Consider the following 19,997-nt stretch of genomic DNA (forward strand, 5'->3'; position numbering starts at 1 on the left):
GGGATAGTTTTTTTCCATCCCTGGGAGTTGGACTAGGGATAAATAACTATTGCGGATATCGGGATAGTTTTTTTCCACCGATCGCGTGGTGGTGGTGAAATATAGCAGGTCTCTTTCTTGATGTAGTAAGCAGCCGAATAGTCCTAACCGCGCTTGCATCTCCGAAGTAAAAATTCGTTACCTCACCCATATGAGAACTGCTATACCGAGCTTATGTCGGTGAATGGAGTGCCATGTGCTGACCGCTGGGGGTTAGAGATCGCCAATAATGTAGAAAATTGGGATAAGCGGTTGAACCCTCTGCCCTCCCTGCCGGCTGAATTGCAATTTTTTGGCAATCAACGCCAAACTATGACCATGCACTATAGCCCAAAAACCGAAATCCAAATGCTCAGCCAAATCAAAGACCTTGCAGAACAATTAGCGCCACGCCTGATAGAGATTCGGCGACATTTTCACAGTCATCCCGAATTAAGCGGTGAGGAATATCAAACCGCCGCTTATGTCGCCGGTGTCCTTTCTTCCTGTGGTGTCCACGTGCGCGAGGGGGTGGCAAAAACAGGCGTTATCGGAGAACTGGTGGGTCAGGGCGAGGACGATGGGTGGTTAGCCATTCGCACCGATATGGATGCTCTGCCGATTGCCGAACGCACCGACTTAGAATATGCCTCGCAGAAAGCCGACGTGATGCACGCTTGCGGACATGACGTTCACGCCACCGTGGGACTAGGAACCGCAATGGTTCTGTCCCAACTGAAAGAAACCCTCCCGGGAAACGTGCGGTTCCTGTTTCAACCGGCAGAGGAAATCGCCCAGGGTGCCGGGTGGATGGTCAAAGATGGCGCGATGGAGAAGGTGAAAGGCATTTTTGGCTTGCATGTGTTTCCCACCATTCCCGCCGGATCTGTGGGGATCCGACATGGGGCGCTGACAGCGGCGGCGGATGACTTAGAAATTATCATTCAAGGAGAATCCGGACATGGGGCGCGTCCCCACCAGGCGATCGATGCGATTTGGATTGCATCCCAAGTGATTACCACCCTACAACAAGCCATCAGTCGCACCCACAATCCCCTACGCCCGGTGGTGTTGACCATCGGTCAAATTACCGGGGGGCGGGCACCCAACGTGATTGCCGATACGGTAAAATTGCTCGGCACCGTGCGATCGCTCCACCCCGACACTCACGCCGAATTGCCCGGCTGGATCGAGCAAATCGTGGCCGGTGTGTGCCAAATGTACGGCGCAAAATATCACCTCAACTACCGTCGCGGCGTGCCTTCCGTACAAAACGACCCGATAATGAACCAAGCGCTCGAAAGTGCCGCAGTGGAAGCATGGGGCAGCGATCGCGTGCAAATTTTACCCGAACCCTCCCTGGGGGCCGAAGACTTCTCCCTCTACCTCGAACATGCCCCGGGCAGCATGTTTCGTCTCGGTGTCGGTCATCGGGATAAACCCAACTACCCCCTCCACCACCCGCAATTTTCCATAGACGAGTCCGCGATCGTTACCGGCGTGGTGACACTTGCTTATGCCGCTTGTAAATATTGGCAGTTGCCCTAACCCTCCCTTTCCATCCTTCCCCCGGGAGTTGTACTCTGACCCAGAATGCAACTCCCCTGCCCCGCTTTTCCCATTGCATCAACATTTCTGATAAATTAACTAACGTCTGAATACAGACAATGCCCACCCAACCGCCTGCGAATCCGACTCGATGAACGTTATTCCCACCCACATTCCCGATGTGGTCATTATCGAACCCAAAGTATTCGGCGACTCGCGCGGCTTTTTCTTTGAAAGTTTTAACAAGCGAGAATTTGCCGAAAAAACTGGCTTTACGGGAGAATTCGTCCAAGACAATCACTCGCGATCGCGCCAAAATGTCCTGCGCGGTTTGCACTACCAACTGCAACAGCCCCAAGGCAAATTAATCCGCGTGGCACTCGGCAGCATATTTGATGTAGCCGTGGATATCCGCAAAAATTCCCCCACTTTCGGACAGTGGGTCGGTTGCTTACTCAGTTCGGAAAACCACCGACAACTCTGGATTCCTGTGGGATTCGCTCACGGATTTTTCGTGGTGTCGGAAATGGCGGAAGTGTTGTACAAAACCACCGACTACTACCATCCCCAATCCGAACGCTCGATTCAATGGGATGACCCGGATATCGGAATTGACTGGCCCGTTAACGATACAGCATCGCCAATTTTATCGGCAAAAGACCGCGCCGGCGTGCCGTTAAAAAGCGCCGAATTGTTTGTCTAGTTAATCGTTAATTTTGCGGTGCTATTCTCGCCGATTTCATATCTCCAGACTCTCGTTTTTCTTCCCGCTACCCATCCATCGATGTGGCTTAACGCAACCATTCCCTTTCGTCTAAAGAACGATTAACGATGAAAATCTTACTCACAGGAATGACCGGCCAATTGGGTCAGGAATTGCAAACCATTTTGCCGGCGGTGGGAGAGGTGACACGGCGCGATCGCGCCACTCTCGATTTCACCCAACCGGACCGCATTCGCCAAGCGATCGCTGAAGTTCGACCCGATGTGGTGGTCAATGCTGCTGCTTACACGGCGGTGGACAAATCGGAAAGCGAACCGGAATTAGCTACGGCAATTAATGGAACTGGGGTGGGGGTTTTGGCAGAAGAAAGTCAGAAAATAGGGGCGCGACTGCTTCACATTTCCACGGATTACGTGTTTGACGGGACGCAAAGTCATCCCTACTCGGAAACCGACCCCACTCATCCCCTGGGAAGTTATGGGAAATCGAAACTTGTCGGCGAGCAAGCCATTCAAGAAGTAGGGGGCGATTTTATTATTTTGAGAACCGCTTGGGTGTATGGCAGTGGGGGAAAGGGAAATTTTGTCAAGACCATGCTGCGCTTAGGGGGCGATCGCGAAGAGTTGCGGGTGGTGGCGGACCAAGTGGGAAGTCCCACCTGGACCGGGGATTTAGCTGGGGCGATCGCCTCTATCGTGCAATTGGCTATCCCCCCGGGTATCTACCACTACACCAATAGCGGGGTTGCCAGTTGGTACGATTTCGCCGTGGCTATCTTTGAAGAAGCCAAATCCCTCGGATTTCCCCTGCAAGTGCAGCGCGTGACCCCGATTACCACAGCGGAATATCCCACCCCGGCAAAGCGCCCTGCCTATTCGGTTCTCTCTTGTGCCAAAATTGCCTCGGTTTTGGGCACCTATCCCCCCCACTGGCGACAGGGACTGCGACAAATGTTAGCGAATTTTAAGGGTTAAATGAGCATGAAAGCTTTAATTTTATCCGGCGGGAAAGGTACGCGCTTGCGACCCCTCACCTACTCGGGGGCAAAACAATTGGTGCCGGTGGCCAATCAACCGATTTTGTGGTATGGAATTCAAGGCATCGTAGCGGCGGGAATTACCGAGATTGGGATTATTATCAGTCCCGAAACTGGCGAGGAAGTGCAATCGCTCACCGGCAATGGCGATCGCTTCAAAGCAAATATTACCTATATTTTACAAGAAGAACCCGCCGGGTTGGCTCATGCGGTGAAAATTGCCCAACCGTTTTTAAAGGATTCTCCGTTTGTAATGTATTTAGGAGATAACCTCATTCAACGACCGCTCAATCCGTTTTTGCAGAAGTTTAAAGCAGAAAATCTAGATGGGTTGATTCTCCTGCGTCCGGTGTCGAATCCCAGTGCGTTTGGTGTGGCGCAAGTAGACCGACGGGGGAAAGTATTAAAATTAGTAGAAAAGCCAAAAGACCCGCCCTCGAATTTGGCATTGGTAGGAATTTATTTCTTTTCGCCCAAAATTCACGAGGCGATCGCGCAAATCCAACCTTCTCCCCGAGGGGAACTAGAAATCACCGACGCCATTCAACGCCTGATCGAATGCGAAACCGCTGTGGAATCTTGCACTTTGGAAGGCTGGTGGTTGGATACGGGAAAAAAAGATGACCTGCTCGAAGCCAATCGGATTATTTTAGATACCCAATTAACTCCTAGTATTTTAGCACAAGTCGATGCCCAAAGTCAAGTCATCGGACGAGTGCAAATCGGTCGGGGAACGAAGGTGGTAAACTGTTCGATTCGCGGGCCGGTGGCCATTGGAGAAAATTGCTATTTAGAAAACTGTTTTATCGGGCCGTATAGCAGTATCGCTGATGGGGCAACTCTGATTGATGTGGAGTTGGAGCATAGTGTGATTTTGCAGGGGGCTAAAATCACCGGAATTCATCAGCGATTGGTGGATAGCGTCATCGGACGTCGCGCGCAATTGACTGTGGCACCTCGCCGCCCGAAAGCGTTCCGATTTATGATTGGCGATGATTCTCAAATCGAGTTGGTATGATGAAGAATTGGGGCACTTGGGGAGAGAAAGTGGCGGAAAGTTTTGCTTTGAGTTGGTGGGAATTGATGGGAAAAAGTTGACAGTAATGTGATTTATTTTTTAACGGTCAATTATTATTCCAGGGAGTTGACTGAAAAGTTACTGCAATCGATTTGTGTTCAAGGGGAGATTCCCTATTGCGTGGCGATCGTGAATAATTCACCCGGGGATGAGTCGATTCGAGAGTTGGCGTCTGAATCGGTGGTGGTGTTAGAGGCGGGGGAAAATTTAGGGTTTGGCGGGGGGTGCAATCTGGGTCTGCAATGGATTTATCGCCAAGATCCGCAGGCGATCGTTTGGTCGATCAATCCGGATGCTGTATTGCTCCCCGGAATGCTGGCCCGGGTTCCTCAATTTTTTGCGATGCATCCAGAGGTGTCGATTTTAGGTACAATTGTTTACGATCCCACCGGAGAGCTGTGGTTTGCCGGTGGGCACTTTATTCCGGAGACGGGGGCGATCGCGCAACAAAACTGCTTGACGAATTCGTCAAAAATGGGGTATGTAATTTGTGATTGGGTAACGGGGTGTAGTTTGTTAATGAATCTGAGCAATTTTTCCCAGTGTCCTGCCTTTGATGCCGATTATTTTCTTTATTATGAGGATTTTGATTTCTGTCGGCGTTATGCCGCTCTCGGACATTTAATTGGCATAACCGAGCGTATTGCGATCGTTCACTATCCCTCTTCGGTAGCTGACCGAAAAATCAGAAAAAAATACAATTACAGTACCTATAGTTACTTGAAAGCAATGGAAACCTATACTTCAAAGATAGTGTTTGCGCTGCGATTGTTGCGGTTAGTTTTATATGCCATGCTTTTGATTGCGGTTAAGCCTGCGGTGGCAATGGGAAAGTTGGAGGGAGTATGGAAATATCTGGGGCGGCGGTGAAGGTCAAACCGTTGTTCCTGCAGGTTTGAGGGGAAAGAAAAGCGCTTTTTCCCGTAAATGAAATCGCAATATTCGGATTCGCTCTTCGTGCGTAGTTTGGAGGTCAAGTTATTATCCGAGGTTAACTTCTTGCATTCCCTATTGATTAATTTGTCGTTTTTGATTTCGCAACCGACGGGGATTACCACTTATGCGAAAAATGTCGTCCCTTATTTGAAAGGGTTGCAGCCAACATTATTAGTGGGAGAAGAGATTTCGGACTATAATTGCTACTTAATTCCGCAAAATTTAACGCCAGACTACGGAAAAAAGGGTCATTTTAACCGATTGGTCTGGACGCAGCAACAGTTACCGAAAATTTATAAAAATCTGCGATCGCGGCTGCTGTTTTCGCCGGTTCCGGAAGCGCCTTTATTTTCCGATTGTCGGTCAGTGGTGATGGTTCACGACTTCATCCCCCTGCGTTTTCCCAGTCGGCGATCGCCCCTATTGTACTACCATCGGTATTACATTCCTCGGGTGTTGGAGCAAGCTGAGGGCATTCTGTGCAATTCCACGGCTACTGCCCGGGATATTAGTAATTTTTGCCAGATTCCTGCGAAAAAGATTATGCCGATTCCGTTGGGATACGATGCGAAGAATTTTCGGTATTTAGATTTACCAAACGGGAATTATTTTTTATATGTGGGTCGCAGCGACCCTTACAAAAATTTACATCGCTTAATCGATGCTTTTGGTAAGATAGCACCGTGGTCGGATTCGGAACTCTGGTTAGCAGGGTCGGCGGATCCGCGCTATACCCCAGAGTTGAAAGCACAGGTTAGGGAATTGGGGTTGAGCGAACGGGTGAAATTTTTAGAATACGTGCCTTATGAGAAACTGCCGGTGTTAATGAATCAAGCGATCGCTTTGGTTTTCCCCAGTCTTTGGGAAGGATTTGGATTGCCCGTTCTCGAAGCAATGGCCTGTGGGACGCCGGTCATTACCTCAAATCGGTCTTCGCTGCCAGAACTCGCCGGGGATGCGGCAATTTTAGTCGATCCATACAATGTCAGAGAAATCGCCAGTGCCATGCAATTGGTTGCCATCAGTCCCACCACGCGATCGCGTTTGCGGGAACAGGGTTTGGCTAGAGCCAGTCAGTTTAGCTGGGCGAAAACCGGAGCGCTCACCTGTGACGTTTTAAAACAATATCTATAAAACTCCTTCAACTTAAAGTTTAATGGAATATAGAAGTTTAATGGGATTGCCAAACCCACAACTGTAAAGAAAGCCTCAGAAAGTCTGCTCGGGTCTGAATCTATTTCAGATTTCGCATTGCATATTTCATCAGTTGGACTGTAGGGGTCCTCCTTGCCCTGACAGCGCCAATCCCACCCTTGACAGGGACTCCGGATTTTGCTTTTTCAGGGTAGTGTAAGTAGGATATTCGCGTGGAAATGTTATTCTCCACAGTGAATGTAATTTGTGTGTGGAGTGAATGAAATTATGGTTACATCTCCTGCCTGGACTCAAGGCGCTAGTGTGAATTCTTCTTTGTCGGTTGCCTCGCCGGTGAGCGCGAACCCAGTGCAAAACCTCAAACCCAATGGGGGGAAAGAGGTAACGAATCGCCTGTTTATTGCGGGGAGTGGCATTCATCTGCCAAAGAGTCCCTTATTTGGCACTGATGGCATTCGCGGACGAGTGGGAGAGTTTCTCAGTGCGCCGTTAGCCTTGCAAGTGGGATTTTGGGCGGGTCAAGTGTTGAAGACGCAAGCGTACACCCCCGGTCCGATTATCCTGGGACAAGATTCGCGAAACTCCAGCGATATGCTGGCGATGGCGCTATCGGCGGGTTTAACGGCAGCGGGGTTAGAAGTGTGGAATTTGGGATTGTGCCCCACCCCCTGCGTGGCGTATTTGACCAGCGTTTCGGATGCCGTGGGTGGGGTAATGATTTCGGCGAGTCACAATCCCCCGGGGGATAATGGAATTAAGTTTTTTGGGGCGGATGGCACCAAGCTCTCGCCAGACCTGCAGGGGCAGATTGAAAGAGGCATCCGAGGGAAAGGCGAGGGAGCGAGTTCCACGGCATGGGGACAACACTATCATAGACCAGAGTTGGTCGATCGCTATGCCCAATCGTTACAAGCGCCGGTGGTGTCTGCCGGTGGGGTGGAGGAATTGCCCCTGCAGGGGATGCGAATTGTTTTAGATTTGGCCTGGGGGGCGGCGTCTCTGGTGGCCCCGCAGGTGTTTCGGGCAATGGGGGCAGAGGTTATCTGCTTGCACGATCGCCCGGATGGCGATCGGATTAATGTGGAGTGCGGGTCTACGCATTTGGGAGTGTTGCAAGCGGCAGTGAAAGAGTATGGGGCGGATTTGGGATTTGCGTTTGATGGGGATGCCGATCGCGCCCTGGCGGTGGATGACCGAGGCAGAACGGTAGATGGGGATTATATCCTGTATTTGTGGGGGACTCAACTGCGCGATGTGGGTCAGCTCCCCGATAGTACGATTGTGGCCACGGTGATGTCAAATTTAGGGTTCGAGCGGGCGTGGCAAAGTTGCGGGGGTCAGTTGCGGCGCGCGGCGGTCGGAGATAGTCACGTCCACGCGGAAATGGTTCGCAGCGGATCGATGCTCGGTGGCGAACAGTCGGGACATATTCTCTGTCGTCACTACGGGGTGACTGGGGATGGTGTGATGACGGCGTTGCATCTGGCGCGCTTGGTGAAGCAGCATGGGGAGTCTCTGGGTTGCTTGGTGGATGAAAGTTTTCAAGCTTATCCGCAGTTGTTGCGGAATGTGCGGGTGGAAGAGCGCGATCGCCGCATGGAGTGGCAAAATTGCGAAGCGCTGCAAAATGCGATCGCTACCGCAAAAGCGGCAATGGGCGATCGGGGTCGCGTCTTGGTCCGCGCCTCGGGCACCGAACCGGTAATCCGGGTGATGGTGGAAGCTGCTACAGTGGATCTGGCCAACCATTGGACCGAAAATCTGGTGCAGGCGGTGGAACGCCATTTAGCCGCTTAAAGTTTTTAACGTCTAAATTGCATAAAACATTCTAGAAATTTATCTAGAAAATCACTGAGGCGCGAGCAATCGCGCCTTTAAATTTTGCTATAAAAATTGCAAGTTAAATGTAGTAAATTAGGGTGGCGCCATAGGCAGCCGACCCGCGATCGCGTCGGGAATTAACCCGTTTCACTCCACCTCATGGCACTCACGCTTAAATTTGCGCTATCAATAAAGAATTGTTAGTCTGAAGTGGGCTAAAACACCTCACTCTTTGAGGGCTTGATGCGTAGGGGCTTATTTGCCGTCATGCCATGATAAAAAAGAAGAGAAAATCCAAGCAGAAATCCAAACACAATCAGGACAAACAAGCTCCAACACTGAGCAAAAAGGAGCTAGCCGCCCAACAAAAGCAAGCCGCTCGCCAACGCAATGAAATCATTCAATCCTTCGCCCTTTATGGCGGTATGGGAGTGGCGATCGGGATTGCTTTATTTTTTGTTGCGGGAGCAAAACTCGCCCTTGCAGGTGGGGGTGGCGTCGCGGTTTTATTGCTGTCGTACAAATATCCCCGTCTGGCCCTGTGGGGGTTCACGATCTACATGCCCTTTTCGGGGACAATTACCTACTGGATCGGCGGCGGAAGTCCCATCTTTCAATTGGCCAAAGATGGATTCTACATCCCCGCCGCAATCGCCCTTTACCAAGAATGCAAGCGGCAAAAAAAACCATTCGTAATTCCGCAAAAACTCGCCCCAGTCCTCAATCTGCTGCTGGCGATCGTAGCCATGACCCTGTTGTTTGTTAACGGTATTCAGCAACTAAATCCCGAAGCAGGGGATAAACCCATTCCAATGGGGATTTTAGGCATCAAAGTGTTTATTGGCTACATTCCCTTAATCGCTTGCGCCTATTATCTGGTTCGCAACAAAAAAGAATTTATCTGGCTGGTTCGCCTGCACGTGATTTTGGCGATCGTCTGCTGTGGTCTGGGCTTCCTCCAATATTTTATGCTAGCCTCCGGTCGCTGTCCGGGGACGCGCGGTTATGTGGGAGACGCTTTATTTAAAGCCACCCTAGAAGCAAAGTGCTTGGTTGGCGGTTCCCTGGTTTTCAGTCCAGAAGTAGGCATGGTTCGCTTACCCGGTACCTTCGTCGCGCCCTGGCAATGGGCTTGGTTTTTAATTGCCAATATTTTTGTCACCTTTGCTGCTGCTTTCAACGATCCGTCTTTACGGTGGCAAATTGTTGGTTTTTTTGGCATGGCATTAGTGTTTGTTAACTCCGTTATTTCCGGGCAGCGAATTGCCTTAGCTCTCGTTCCATTGTTGACAGTAATTTTGCTGGTTCTCACTGGCCAATTGGCTAACTTAAAACGCTTTATCCCGGTCGGAATCGGATTAGGAATTTTAGGCATCGGCGCGATGGCAATATTTCCTGAAGTGGTTCAGGAACGGGTCGATAGTTTTGTGGCTCGTTGGAATGCTTCTCCCCCTACGGAGTTTATTGCCCACCAATTTGAATTTACCTCTAAAGGACAGACTGGATTATTTGGCAACGGGTTGGGTCGCGCGACGAACTCCGCCCGCACCTTTGGCCAAACTAAGCTCATCGAAACCTATTATCCGAAATTATTCTACGAAATTGGCCCGATTGGGGTTCTGACTTTCCTGATTTTCGTCACCACTTTAACCTATCTCGCCTTCAAAACCTACCGCGCTCTCAAAGATAAACACCTACGCGGCTATGGTGCGTCGTTTTGGGTATTTATTTTATTTATCAGTTACAACACTTACTATTACCCCCTAGACGTGGATCCGGTGGCGGTTTATTATTGGTTTTGGGCAGGATTGCTCTTTAAGCTACCCGATATCGACCGAGAAATTCAGGAGGAGAAACAAAAAGCCTGGGAAGCAGGCATACTAGAAGAAGAAACAACGGCTAAACCCAAAAAAAGGAGGTGAATTCCCCGCAGTTTTCTCGGTTTTGCCCTTTCTCCCTCGCTGTTCTATCTTCACCAAATCCCTCTCAACTCCAAACCCCTATGAACTGGCCTTCCATTTCTGTTATCGTTCCCACCTACAACCGCGAAAAGGCACTGCGAGACACGATCGCTGATGTCCTAAACCAAGATTACCCGGACTTTGAAGTGCTGGTGGTGGATCAAACTCCCACTCACGAACCGGAAACTCAAGCTTATCTCGAACAACTCTCCACCTCGGAAAAAATTCGCTGGTTCCGCGTCAACTGGGCCAGTTTACCGGGGGCGCGCAATTATGCGGTTCGCCGATCGCATGGCGAGATTATCCTCTTTCTCGATGATGACGTCCAACTCCCCCCCGGTTTTTTCCAAACTCACGCGAAAAACTACCTGGATAAACCGGAAGTTGGCGCGATCGCCGGTCGGGTTTTCGATCGCATGAAACTCTCTGACTCGGGCGGCGATTTACAAATTGAAGCCCTCCCCGCCGAAGCAATGGATCCGGGCATCGCTTGGTACTATATCGACCTAGTTCATACCATCAAACCCCAAGAAGTCCTCTCGGTTCGCGGGTGCAATATGTCCTTTCGCCGCGACATTTTCCATCAGTACGGACTCCACTTTGACGAACGCTTTAAAGGTAGCGCTGTCCGCGAAGAATCTGACTTCTGTCTGCGCCTGCGACAAACCGGCTACAAAATCTGGTACGACCCCGAAGCCCATCTCATTCACTTAGGTGAACAAACCGGCGGCTGTCACGATATCAGTACGCGATCGGTTCAATACCAAATCACCTTTTATCACAATCACTTTCTCATGGGCTTAAAAAACCTCACCCCCACTCAATGCCTCCGCTTTTTTGCCCGCTTATTTGATTGTCACGTACTCGGTCATCCCCCTTGCAATAAAAGCGGTTCCCCGATTAAAACTCTGGTACGCGGTTGGTTCTATACCCTCGGCTTTTTGAACGCTTGCTTCACCCTGCTGCAATCCACCCTCGGCGATGGACAAGTTTACAGCCAACAAGACGAACTCACCCAAACCCAACAGCAATTTGCCGTTAGTAAATAACCCTCCTCAAACCCGTGAAAGTTCTCGTTGCTAGCCATACTTATATCGTTGACCTCAACCGCGAAAAGCTCCGCGCTTTGGCCCGCTTAGAACCGAATATTGAGGTAACGGTGGTCGTTCCTCGTCGCTGGCGTCCCGGTGGGGTGCAAAATAAAATTATCGAAACCGAACCCCTACAAGAAGACTCCTTCCAAGTCGTCCCGGTTTCTAATTTCAGCGAAAACAATCAAGGTCTGTTAACCTTTGGACCGGATTTAATCAAGCTGCTGCGCGAATTTCGCCCCGATATCATTCAAGTAGAACAGGGGTCGAAAGCGTTAACTTACGCTCAATTCATTACCCTCAATCGCCTTCTGGGACTGGAAGCCAAAACTCTATTTTTCACTTGGTGGAATTTGCCTTACGATTTGAAATGGCCAGTTTCTTTGTTAGAATCCTACAATTTGCGCCATACTGATGGGATTATTGCGGGCAATCAAGATGGGGCAAATATTCTGCGCGATCGCGGCTATCTCGGCCCGATTAAAGTGCTCCCGCAACTCGGCGTGGATGAAACCCTCTTTCGTCCCCAACCTCAACCGGAACTCGCGGCATCTCTTAACATTCAACCCGATGAATTTGTGGTGGGATTCGTCGGGCGCTTTGTACCAGAAAAAGGCTTGCTAACTCTCCTCGATGCCTTATCCACTTTACCGGATAAACCTGGGAAATTAATATTGCTCGGACGGGGGGATTTAAAAGCGGCGATCGCTGCTAAAGCAACTGACCTCAATCTGCAAAATCGACTCATCTGGATCGAAAGCGTTCCCCATGACGAAGTGCCGCGCTATATTAACTTAATGGATGTGTTAGTTCTCCCTTCAGAAACCACCAACGAGTTTAAAACCTTAACCTCTGTGGGTTGGAAAGAACAATTCGGTCACGTCCTGATTGAGGCGATGGCTTGCCAAGTGCCGGCGATCGGTTCGGATTCGGGCGAAATCCCCTATGTCATCGATGATGCCGGATTGGTCTTCCCTGAGGGCAATTCTCAGGCATTAGCAGATTGCTTGGGTCAGCTTATGGACAATCTACAGTTGAAACAAGACCTGGCCAAAAAAGGGTACGATCGCGCCATGAATCATTATACCAACCAGGCGATCGCCCGCCAACAATTAGAATTCTACCAACAGCTCATTGCCCATCCTTAATCACCACTTGCCCACCTCCGCCATCTCGTACCATTTTGATGGGGTAACATTGATTTAACTATGCGAATTTTACAAATTATTCCTTCCATTTCTTTAATATATGGCGGTCCGAGTCAAATGGTTCGGGGATTGTCGGCGGCGCAGGCGCGTCAAGGGGCAGAAGTGACCATTTTAACCACCAATTCTAATGGGGATGCAGGTCAACCCCCGTTGGATGTTCCCCTCGATCGCCCGGTGGAAGAAGACGGCTATTTCGTTCGCTATTTTCCCTGTTCCCCCTTCCGCCGCTACAAGTTTTCTTGGCAGTTATTGCGCTGGTTAAATCACCATGTCCGAGACTTCGATATCGCCCACCTGCATGCCTTGTTTTCTCCGGTCATTTCTGGGGCAGCAACCGTGGCCAGAACTCGCAATTTGCCTTATCTTTTGCGCCCATTAGGCACTCTCGATCCGGCGGATTTACAAAAGAAAAAAAAGCTCAAACAAATTTACACCACCCTGTGGGAAAAAGCCAATATTGCCGGGGCGGCGGCGCTGCATTTTACCAGTAACGAAGAGGCTAAGATTTCGCAGCGCTTTGGGGTAAAAACCAGGGATTTAATTATTCCGTTGGGGGTGAATTTACCGCCGGAATCTATAGGCGAAGATGAGGTGCGCCAACAGTTGGGAATTCCTGGCGATCGCCCTTTGGTTTTATTTCTCTCGCGTATCGAACCGAAAAAAGGTTTAAATCTCTTATTGCCCGCTTTAGAAAACCTGGTAGAGCAAGGATTTAATTTTCATTTCGTATTAGCCGGTAGCAATCCGCAAGATCCGCAGTACGAAGCGCAGATAAAATCGCAAATCCAATCCTCTTCCCTTGCCGATCGCACCACAATTCCGGGGTTTGTCACCGGTGGATTGAAGCGCGCTTTGTTGCAAACTGCGGATGTATTTGCATTACCTTCTTATTATGAAAATTTCGGCATTGCTGTGGCGGAAGCAATGGCTGCCGGAACCGCAGTTTGCATTTCGCGCGGGGTCTATATTTGGGAGGATGTCATCGCCGCTAATGCCGGCTGGGTGGGTGAATGCAATGTGGCTGAATTTTCGGTGTTGCTGGGGGAGGCTATCTCCGATCCGGCCCAGTGTCAGCAGCGCGGGATGAAGGCGCAAGCCTATGCGACCACTCATTACAGTTGGGATGCGATCGCCGCTCAAACCCTGCGCGCTTACCAGGACATTCTCGGTTCCTAGTTGGCGCATTACCATACTTCGCTACAAATGTCAATTAATTGTTTCAGGTTGATAATATGTAATTCTCTGCCCTTGTCGGGACAGGGCATGCCCTGTCCGGATATTATCTCTCGATTTTATACATAAAGGATATACTTACGAGTCGCTCATTTCTTCCATAATGACCTCTTGTTCGCTCAAGGCTTGGGGGTGGCTGGGATTGAGTTCCAATGCTTTTTGCACGGCGGCGAGGGCGTCGCCGTACTCTTCGAGAAAGCGGAGGGCGATCGCCTTACCGGCCCAGAAATCCGGATTATTGGCATCGAGTTCGATAGCGAGATTGTAGGTAGTGACGGCTTCAGCGTAGCGGCGGACAGCCATCAGGGCCAAGGCTTTGTTGTATAAAGCTTCTGAAGCATTCGGGTCGATCGCCAGGGCGCGATCGGCGGCATTAACCGCGTCGCGATAGCGTTCCAAGCGATAGAATAGGGCACTTTGGTTGATCCAAATATCGCCGAAAGTAGGGCGATCGCCCACATTGGCATCTCCACGCAGGGCGCGATCGTAAGCGGAAACCGCTTCGTCATAGCGTCCCAAAGCGGTGAGAATGCGCCCTTGATTGAACCACGCCAGAGAAGAGTCGGGGGAGACAGCGATCGCTTGTTCCGTGGCGGCGAGAGCCTCTTCCGGGCGGTTTAAATGCCACAGGGGGACGCTGCGATTGCTCCAAGCGTCGGCGTAGTCTGGGGCGAGGGCGATCGCGCGGTTAGAGGCGGCTAAAGCATCTTCGTAATTTTCCATTCCCGTGAGAGAATTGCCTAACTGCGCCCAAGCTTCCGCCGGACCGAGGTTTCCCCAATTGCCATCCCCTTCTTGCAGGGCTTTTTCACAAGCAGCTTTCGCCGCTTCATAACTGCCCAAGCGATTTAACGTAGCGCACTGTTGTGCCAGGGCGAGGGAAGAAGTGGGATTGATTTTAATTGCCCATTGATAGGAGAGAAGCGCATCGGCGTGCCTTCCCAAAATCCCGAGTAAAATGCCTTGTTCCGTCCAGACGATCGCATCGTTGGGATCGAGGGCCAGGGCGCGGTCGTAGGAGGCTAAAGCCTGGTCATATTCACCTTGTTCTTGCAGCAAGCGGGCGCGATTCACCCAAGCGATCGCCTCCGAGAGAGTACCCCAATTGCGATTGGCTTGCAACGCGCGATCGCAGGCATCGAGGGCTGCTTGGGACTGACCCGCTTGCGAGAGAATCGCGCAGCGCTGTGCCAACGCCACGGAATAATCGGGATCGAGTTTTATCGCCCATTCAAAAGACGACAGCGCCTCTTCTATTTCACCTGCGCCTTGGAACGCCACCCCGCGATGATACCACGCCATTGCCGGCTCCTCCTCCCCCCAATTCGCATCAACGCGCAACGCCGTACCGCAGGCCGCGATCGCCTCCTCGTACTTCTCCAATTCCACCAGAGTGGCACATTGCAGCGTCAGTCGCAAGGAATGTTCCGGTTCCAATTCCAGGGCTTGGGTATAAGCCGCCAGGGCCTCGGGATATTTTGCCGTGGCAAACAGCACATCGGCGCGATCGCTCCAGGTTTGCGGGTCGTTCGGGTTGAGAGCGATCGCGCTATCGCACGCCGCGATCGCCTCCTCATACTTCTCCTCCTCCGCCAGGGTTTGACATAAATTCGCCCAATACTCAAACTCCTGCACTCCCTCTTGCGCCAGCACTCCCGGCCTCAGGTATCCGCCCAAAAGCACCCCGCACATCGTCAAGCCAAAAACGCTTCGCCACTGGATTTTTCCGGTTAACCCCTTTCCTTGACACTCCTTCATTTTTCCTTACCTTTTTTTATCCTTTCTGCAACCCAAAAAAAACCGATTTTACTCGCACCCCGAAACCGACCCATCTGGCATAATTGTACGACAAAAATAAGCATTCCTTAGCGTCGCCTCCTGTAAATTTGCCCCGCTCAAATTTGCCTCCCCTAAATTCGCCCCCGCTAGATTCGCCCCCTGCAAGTCAGCATCTTGCAGATTCGCCTCAAATAAATGGGCATTTTCCAGATTAGCCTCACTCAGATTTGCCCCGGATAAATTCACCCCGGATAATCTCGCCCCGGCAAAATTCACCCCCTGCAAATTTGCCTGAAACAGATTTGCATCGGTTAAATCGCGGTTTTCCGCCCCTTCGCGAATCAACTCCAAAACCAACAACCATTGACCGTCAATTGTGGTTTGCGGATTAATTTGAATCTGGCGAATATTTGCCTTACCCAAATTTGCTCCGGAAAGATTCACCCCGCCCAATTGAGTATTTTCTAAATTCGCCGCTAATAGATTGCTATTAGTTAAATCTGCATCTAACAAATTGGCATCTGCGAGATTCGCTTCGCTTAAATTTGCGCCTACTAAAATCCCATGACGCACATCTGCAGCTTGCAGGTTAACGCCCTGCATATTGGCTGCAGTTAAGTCAGCATAATGAAGATAAGCATTAGCGAGATTGCTATTTCTCAGATATGCTCCTTCTAAATTAGCCGCAAACAAAGAAGCGCTTTCCAGGTTGGTACCTTGCAGGTTAATTCCTTGCAAATTCATCCCTTCGAGAAACGCGCCGGATAAATCTTGGTGGGTTAGGGTTTGACCCGATAGGGGGAGATTCACGACCTGCCAAAGGAAGCGAGATTTATCATTTAAAATTGTTTGTTCGTCAATAATGCTCTGGTTGAGATTGGTTTGTAGGAAGGTTGCTTCGGCAAAATTTGCGCCGCTGAGATTCGCTCCTTCTAGAGAAGCGTATTCTAAATTTACCTTTTGTAAGTTGGTATTGGTTAAATCGGCATTTTTGAGAGAAGCATTGGTTAAGTTTGCTTCTGCTAAATTTGCATTGGCAAGATTGGCTTGTTGTAAATTGGCATTGTTTAGTTGTGCATCTTTTAATTTTGCCTGTTGTAAATTGGCGCTGGTGAGGTTGGCGTTTTGCAGTTGTGCGTTTTCGAGATTGGCATTTTCGAGACTGGCGCGAAATAAATTGGCATCCGCGAGTTTGCCATCGCCGATGTTAGCACTATCCAGATTAGCACCGGCGAGATTTGCTTCGCGCAGGTCTACATTTCGCATGAGAGAGCGCGACAAATTTGCGCCTTCGAGTTTAGCGCCGCGCAGATTCGTCAAGCGGAGGTTAGACGCCTGTAAATTTGCGCCTTGCAGTTCGGCGCCCATTAAGTTGGCTTCTTGCAAATTGCATTCCGGGCATTCTTTGGTTTCTTGTAACTTGTTTACATCACCGCCTCGGGCAGCGATCGCCGGATAAGAGAGGGGGAGGGAAAGTAGAAGAAAGGCAGCGATCGCCGATTTGGGGTTAGGCGATATCGGGACATTTATTCGGGATAGTTTTTCATAGTTAGGCGATAACATAATCAGCTTTAACCTGTCAATTTAAGGGGATTGTAGAAACGGTCTCTACCGGGTATTTTTTAATTAAATTGCGGGGGAAGTTCCGCCGGGGCGAGGGGTTTTTCCTCGATAAATTTTGGTTCGGGTTCTTCCGATTTTTCCGCTTCAGTCTCCTTGTCTGCGGCTTCCGGATCCTCGGGAGTGTCCCCATCGGGTGTACCGGGGGGAGGGGGAGGGATTTCGGGAATTGCACCCGGATCTGGGGTTTCGGGTTGCGGCACTTCTGGAACTGGAACATCCACCGATGGGGGTGTGGGAACAGAGATATCCTCCGGAGTCGGTGTAGGGGGGGGTTCTGGGGTGGGGGAAGCGGGGGTTTCGGGGGTAGGCGCAGGGGGGGGTTCCGGGGTGGGAACCGTAGCTGGGGCTTGTTCCACTGCCGGGGTGGGTGGAACGATCGCCGGTTCGGGCGGTGGAGGTGGGGGTAAGGTTTCGATGGTGAGCGATCGCTGTTGTTGTTCCCCGCGATCGTTGGTCACTTGCAAAGTAATCGTTTCGCTACCCGGTTGTTGACTGGCGGGGTAGCGCAGATTCCCTTCTCTGGGCACAGTACCTGGGGCGGGAAGCAATTCCACTTTAATATTTCTCCCCCCTTCCACTTTCCAGGAAAACACAAGAGAATCCGCGCCAGAATTTGCTTGGCGAATCACTTTAGGCGGGGCGGGTTGGCCATTGAGATTAAACTCGACAATTTGGGTAGGGATGCGTTGTTCTTGGATTTTTATCGTATTGGTTTTTTGGGATTCTAGTTGACTATCTGGGGTAACATTTTGTTCGGGAACCACGGTTAATTGAAAAATATAGTCTCCCGGTTGACGCGCCGTGGTGGGGACATTGGTGCAGAGGAGTTGATTGGGCTGAGAGGAGGTTTCGCAAAAGCCGCGCAATTCCTCGGGGATGCCCTGACGGAAATCGTACAGTTTTTCTTCCGTTTTAATTGACCCATCCGGGGACAAACCGATTAATTTTAATTGCTCGATTTGATTGGGATTGCTGACTTTCCAATTGAGCAGAATAGCATTGGGAGGAGGGGTAAGGCGGCGGCGGGGTGTTTCGGGAGAAATTGGCGATAAATTGCGGGATTGATAGACAGGTTGGGTGGAGGATAATTCGAGGATTTGCGGTTGGGGAATGGGGAGAATGCGAATAGTATTGGTTTTTTGGGTTTGGGGTTCGGCGTTTTCGTTTTTAGGAATAGCAGTGAGTTCGAAGATGTAATCCCCGGGTTCGCGGGCATCGGTCCAGACATTTTGGCAAATCAGTCGTTCGGTTTGGGTGCAAAAGGTTTCTAAAGCGTCGGGGAATTGTGCGGTAAAGTCGTAGACAAACGGACCGCTTTTGACGATTCCATCGGGGGAAAAGCCAACGATGCGGAGGGTTTTGAGTTCATCGAGGTTTTCAATCGTCCAGTTGAGGCGAATGGCGTCGTTATTGAGTTCTTTGTACAGACTGCTTTCCGGGTAAAATTGCAGCAATTGGGGGCGTTGTGGGGGGCGAGTGAGCAGCCACCAAATGAGGAAAATCAGGGCGGCGATGCTACCGGAAATGAGGATAACGATGGGTAAGAATTGCCACCAGGGGCGGGGTTCCCAGAATAAGGAACCTTGGAAGCGGTCGTTAATTAAGGGGAAGTTTTGGGTGTCTTCGAGTTCGACGACAAAATTGAGGAGTTTTCCGTAGAAAGGTCGCCATCCTTTGGTGGGTTTAACTTGCAATCCGACTACAGCGGAACTTCCGGGCAAGAGGCGAACTTGAGGGGGGGCGAGGGTGTAGGTGCAGATTTCATCTTCATCGGCACTTTTGGCGCTGACGATGATTTCGCGGGGGGTATTTCCTAAGTTTTGAAAGCGCAGTTCGAACAGACCGGCTTCTCGTTTGACTTTACCGAGGGTGGTGATGAATTCGATGTTGAGGAGGTAAACTTCGGTAATTTTGAAGTAGATGACATCGAGCAGAACCAGGTCTGGGTTGTTGGCGCTGTAGATGCGGATGGTGGGAGAGTAAATGCCGGCAGGGGTATTTTCCGGGGGGTTGATGTAGAGAAGGATTTGATGTTGTTCCCCCGGGTTGAGTTCGAGTCCGCTAGGGGTACTGGAGACGATGCCGGCTTGTTGAAAGCCTTCTGGGTATAGAGTGTTGTACCAAGGGTCGGGGAGGTCGGTGCATGCGAGATAAAAGCGGTCTACGCGATCGCTGCGATTGTGAACTTGCACCTGGATTTCCAGGGGTTGTCCGGGTTGGAGAATAGCGGGAGCAACCGAGGAGGTGAGGGGGAGGAGGGCGAAGGTGGGGTCGCTGACGGTGCGGCTTTCTTGGATAAAGGGCATCACCTGAAGTCGCCCGGGGCGGTCGATGGGGGTTTCTTCCGGGTAATGCTGCGGCGCATCCACCACCAGGGTATAGTCGTAGGTGCCGGGAATTGCGTCGGCGGGGATTTGCACCTGAAAGACCACTTCGCTGGCTTGTCCGGGGGTGAGGGCGAGACGTTCGTGGGGGGAGAGGAACCATTCGCGCACCGGATCCGAGGTTTCGGAGATAAAGATATCGATAATGGCGCTGACCGAGCCTTGATTGGTGATGGTGACTCGCAGTTCTAGGGTGCTGCCGGCGGTGACGGAGGCCGCGCCAGAGGGATTGACGATAATGCCTAAGGGAGAGGCGACGCTAGGGGAGGATAGGCGATCGCCAATGGGGTTGGCGATCGCTTCGGATGTGGGACTCAAACGCTGTAGTGTCATCAGAAATTAGGGTTGGTAAGGGGGAGAACGGAAACCCTCGTCATTTATGCGTAGGGAGGAGTTCTCCCC

General features: G+C 50.8%; 14 protein-coding genes. 11 read left to right on the forward strand and 3 right to left on the reverse strand.

Translation table 11 applies throughout. From position 1 onward, the window contains the following. Positions 1–387: 387 nt before the first annotated feature. The 11 genes from AC0QH1_RS15935 (at position 388) to hpsP (ending at position 13,752) form a co-directional block, all read left to right on the forward strand. Complete coding sequence (locus AC0QH1_RS15935) at positions 388–1,566, forward strand: M20 family metallopeptidase (protein WP_324632209.1); 1,179 nt, start codon at positions 388–390, stop codon at positions 1,564–1,566. A gap of 151 nt (positions 1,567–1,717) precedes the next feature. Continuing rightward, positions 1,718–2,269, forward strand: coding sequence for a dTDP-4-dehydrorhamnose 3,5-epimerase (gene rfbC / locus AC0QH1_RS15940; RefSeq protein WP_324632197.1), 552 nt, complete (start codon positions 1,718–1,720; stop codon positions 2,267–2,269). A 128-nt stretch (positions 2,270–2,397) separates the two neighbouring features. Beyond that, positions 2,398–3,264: a dTDP-4-dehydrorhamnose reductase gene (gene rfbD / locus AC0QH1_RS15945; RefSeq protein ID WP_324632198.1), complete on the forward strand. Its 867-nt coding sequence runs from the start codon at positions 2,398–2,400 to the stop codon at positions 3,262–3,264. Between the two features lie 6 nt (positions 3,265–3,270). Continuing rightward, positions 3,271–4,344: a glucose-1-phosphate thymidylyltransferase gene (locus tag AC0QH1_RS15950; protein WP_324632199.1), complete on the forward strand. Its 1,074-nt coding sequence runs from the start codon at positions 3,271–3,273 to the stop codon at positions 4,342–4,344. An 87-nt stretch (positions 4,345–4,431) separates the two neighbouring features. Then, a complete protein-coding gene (locus AC0QH1_RS15955; protein ID WP_324632200.1) occupies positions 4,432–5,274 on the forward strand; it encodes a glycosyltransferase family 2 protein in 843 nt (280 codons plus the stop codon). Between the two features lie 129 nt (positions 5,275–5,403). Further along, the gene (locus AC0QH1_RS15960) at positions 5,404–6,474 is read left to right on the forward strand and encodes a glycosyltransferase family 4 protein (protein WP_324632210.1); all 1,071 of its coding nucleotides are present in this window, start codon (positions 5,404–5,406) and stop codon (positions 6,472–6,474) included. 288 nt (positions 6,475–6,762) lie between these two features. After that, positions 6,763–8,292: a phosphoglucosamine mutase gene (gene glmM, locus AC0QH1_RS15965; protein WP_324632201.1), complete on the forward strand. Its 1,530-nt coding sequence runs from the start codon at positions 6,763–6,765 to the stop codon at positions 8,290–8,292. A gap of 296 nt (positions 8,293–8,588) precedes the next feature. Next, positions 8,589–10,238 (forward strand): hormogonium polysaccharide biosynthesis protein HpsL, encoded by a 1,650-nt coding sequence (gene hpsL, locus AC0QH1_RS15970; RefSeq protein WP_324632202.1) that lies wholly within the window; start codon positions 8,589–8,591, stop codon positions 10,236–10,238. A gap of 80 nt (positions 10,239–10,318) precedes the next feature. Next, positions 10,319–11,326 (forward strand): hormogonium polysaccharide biosynthesis glycosyltransferase HpsN, encoded by a 1,008-nt coding sequence (gene hpsN / locus AC0QH1_RS15975; protein WP_324632203.1) that lies wholly within the window; start codon positions 10,319–10,321, stop codon positions 11,324–11,326. A gap of 14 nt (positions 11,327–11,340) precedes the next feature. Next, a complete protein-coding gene (hpsO, locus tag AC0QH1_RS15980) occupies positions 11,341–12,516 on the forward strand; it encodes a hormogonium polysaccharide biosynthesis glycosyltransferase HpsO (RefSeq protein WP_324632204.1) in 1,176 nt (391 codons plus the stop codon). Positions 12,517–12,576: 60 nt separating this feature from the next. After that, complete coding sequence (gene hpsP, locus AC0QH1_RS15985; RefSeq protein WP_324632205.1) at positions 12,577–13,752, forward strand: hormogonium polysaccharide biosynthesis glycosyltransferase HpsP; 1,176 nt, start codon at positions 12,577–12,579, stop codon at positions 13,750–13,752. Between the two features lie 135 nt (positions 13,753–13,887). Here the strand turns inward: hpsP and AC0QH1_RS15990 are convergent, their stop codons facing one another. From AC0QH1_RS15990 to AC0QH1_RS16000, 3 genes are read right to left on the reverse strand one after another with little or no spacing between them, the layout of a single operon-like run. Further along, positions 13,888–15,567, reverse strand: a complete 1,680-nt coding sequence (locus AC0QH1_RS15990; RefSeq protein ID WP_324632206.1) for a tetratricopeptide repeat protein — start codon at positions 15,565–15,567, stop codon at positions 13,888–13,890. 48 nt (positions 15,568–15,615) lie between these two features. After that, a complete protein-coding gene (locus AC0QH1_RS15995) occupies positions 15,616–17,151 on the reverse strand; it encodes a pentapeptide repeat-containing protein (RefSeq protein WP_324632207.1) in 1,536 nt (511 codons plus the stop codon). A 59-nt stretch (positions 17,152–17,210) separates the two neighbouring features. Next, positions 17,211–19,928 (reverse strand): COG1470 family protein, encoded by a 2,718-nt coding sequence (locus tag AC0QH1_RS16000; RefSeq protein ID WP_324632208.1) that lies wholly within the window; start codon positions 19,926–19,928, stop codon positions 17,211–17,213. Positions 19,929–19,997 lie beyond the last annotated feature (69 nt).

It is taken from the genome of Phormidium sp. CCY1219, from assembly GCF_055795085.1.

Coding starts and splice junctions, on each gene's coding strand:
- AC0QH1_RS15935 (WP_324632209.1), top strand. CDS start 388: ATGCTCAGCCAAATCAAAGACCTTGCAGAACAATTAGCGCCACGCCTG.
- rfbC (WP_324632197.1), top strand. CDS start 1,718: ATGAACGTTATTCCCACCCACATTCCCGATGTGGTCATTATCGAACCC.
- rfbD (WP_324632198.1), top strand. CDS start 2,398: ATGAAAATCTTACTCACAGGAATGACCGGCCAATTGGGTCAGGAATTG.
- AC0QH1_RS15950 (WP_324632199.1), top strand. CDS start 3,271: ATGAAAGCTTTAATTTTATCCGGCGGGAAAGGTACGCGCTTGCGACCC.
- glmM (WP_324632201.1), top strand. CDS start 6,763: ATGGTTACATCTCCTGCCTGGACTCAAGGCGCTAGTGTGAATTCTTCT.
- hpsL (WP_324632202.1), top strand. CDS start 8,589: ATGATAAAAAAGAAGAGAAAATCCAAGCAGAAATCCAAACACAATCAG.
- hpsN (WP_324632203.1), top strand. CDS start 10,319: ATGAACTGGCCTTCCATTTCTGTTATCGTTCCCACCTACAACCGCGAA.
- hpsP (WP_324632205.1), top strand. CDS start 12,577: ATGCGAATTTTACAAATTATTCCTTCCATTTCTTTAATATATGGCGGT.
- AC0QH1_RS15990 (WP_324632206.1), bottom strand. CDS start 15,567: ATGAAGGAGTGTCAAGGAAAGGGGTTAACCGGAAAAATCCAGTGGCGA.
- AC0QH1_RS15995 (WP_324632207.1), bottom strand. CDS start 17,151: ATGTTATCGCCTAACTATGAAAAACTATCCCGAATAAATGTCCCGATA.
- AC0QH1_RS16000 (WP_324632208.1), bottom strand. CDS start 19,928: ATGACACTACAGCGTTTGAGTCCCACATCCGAAGCGATCGCCAACCCC.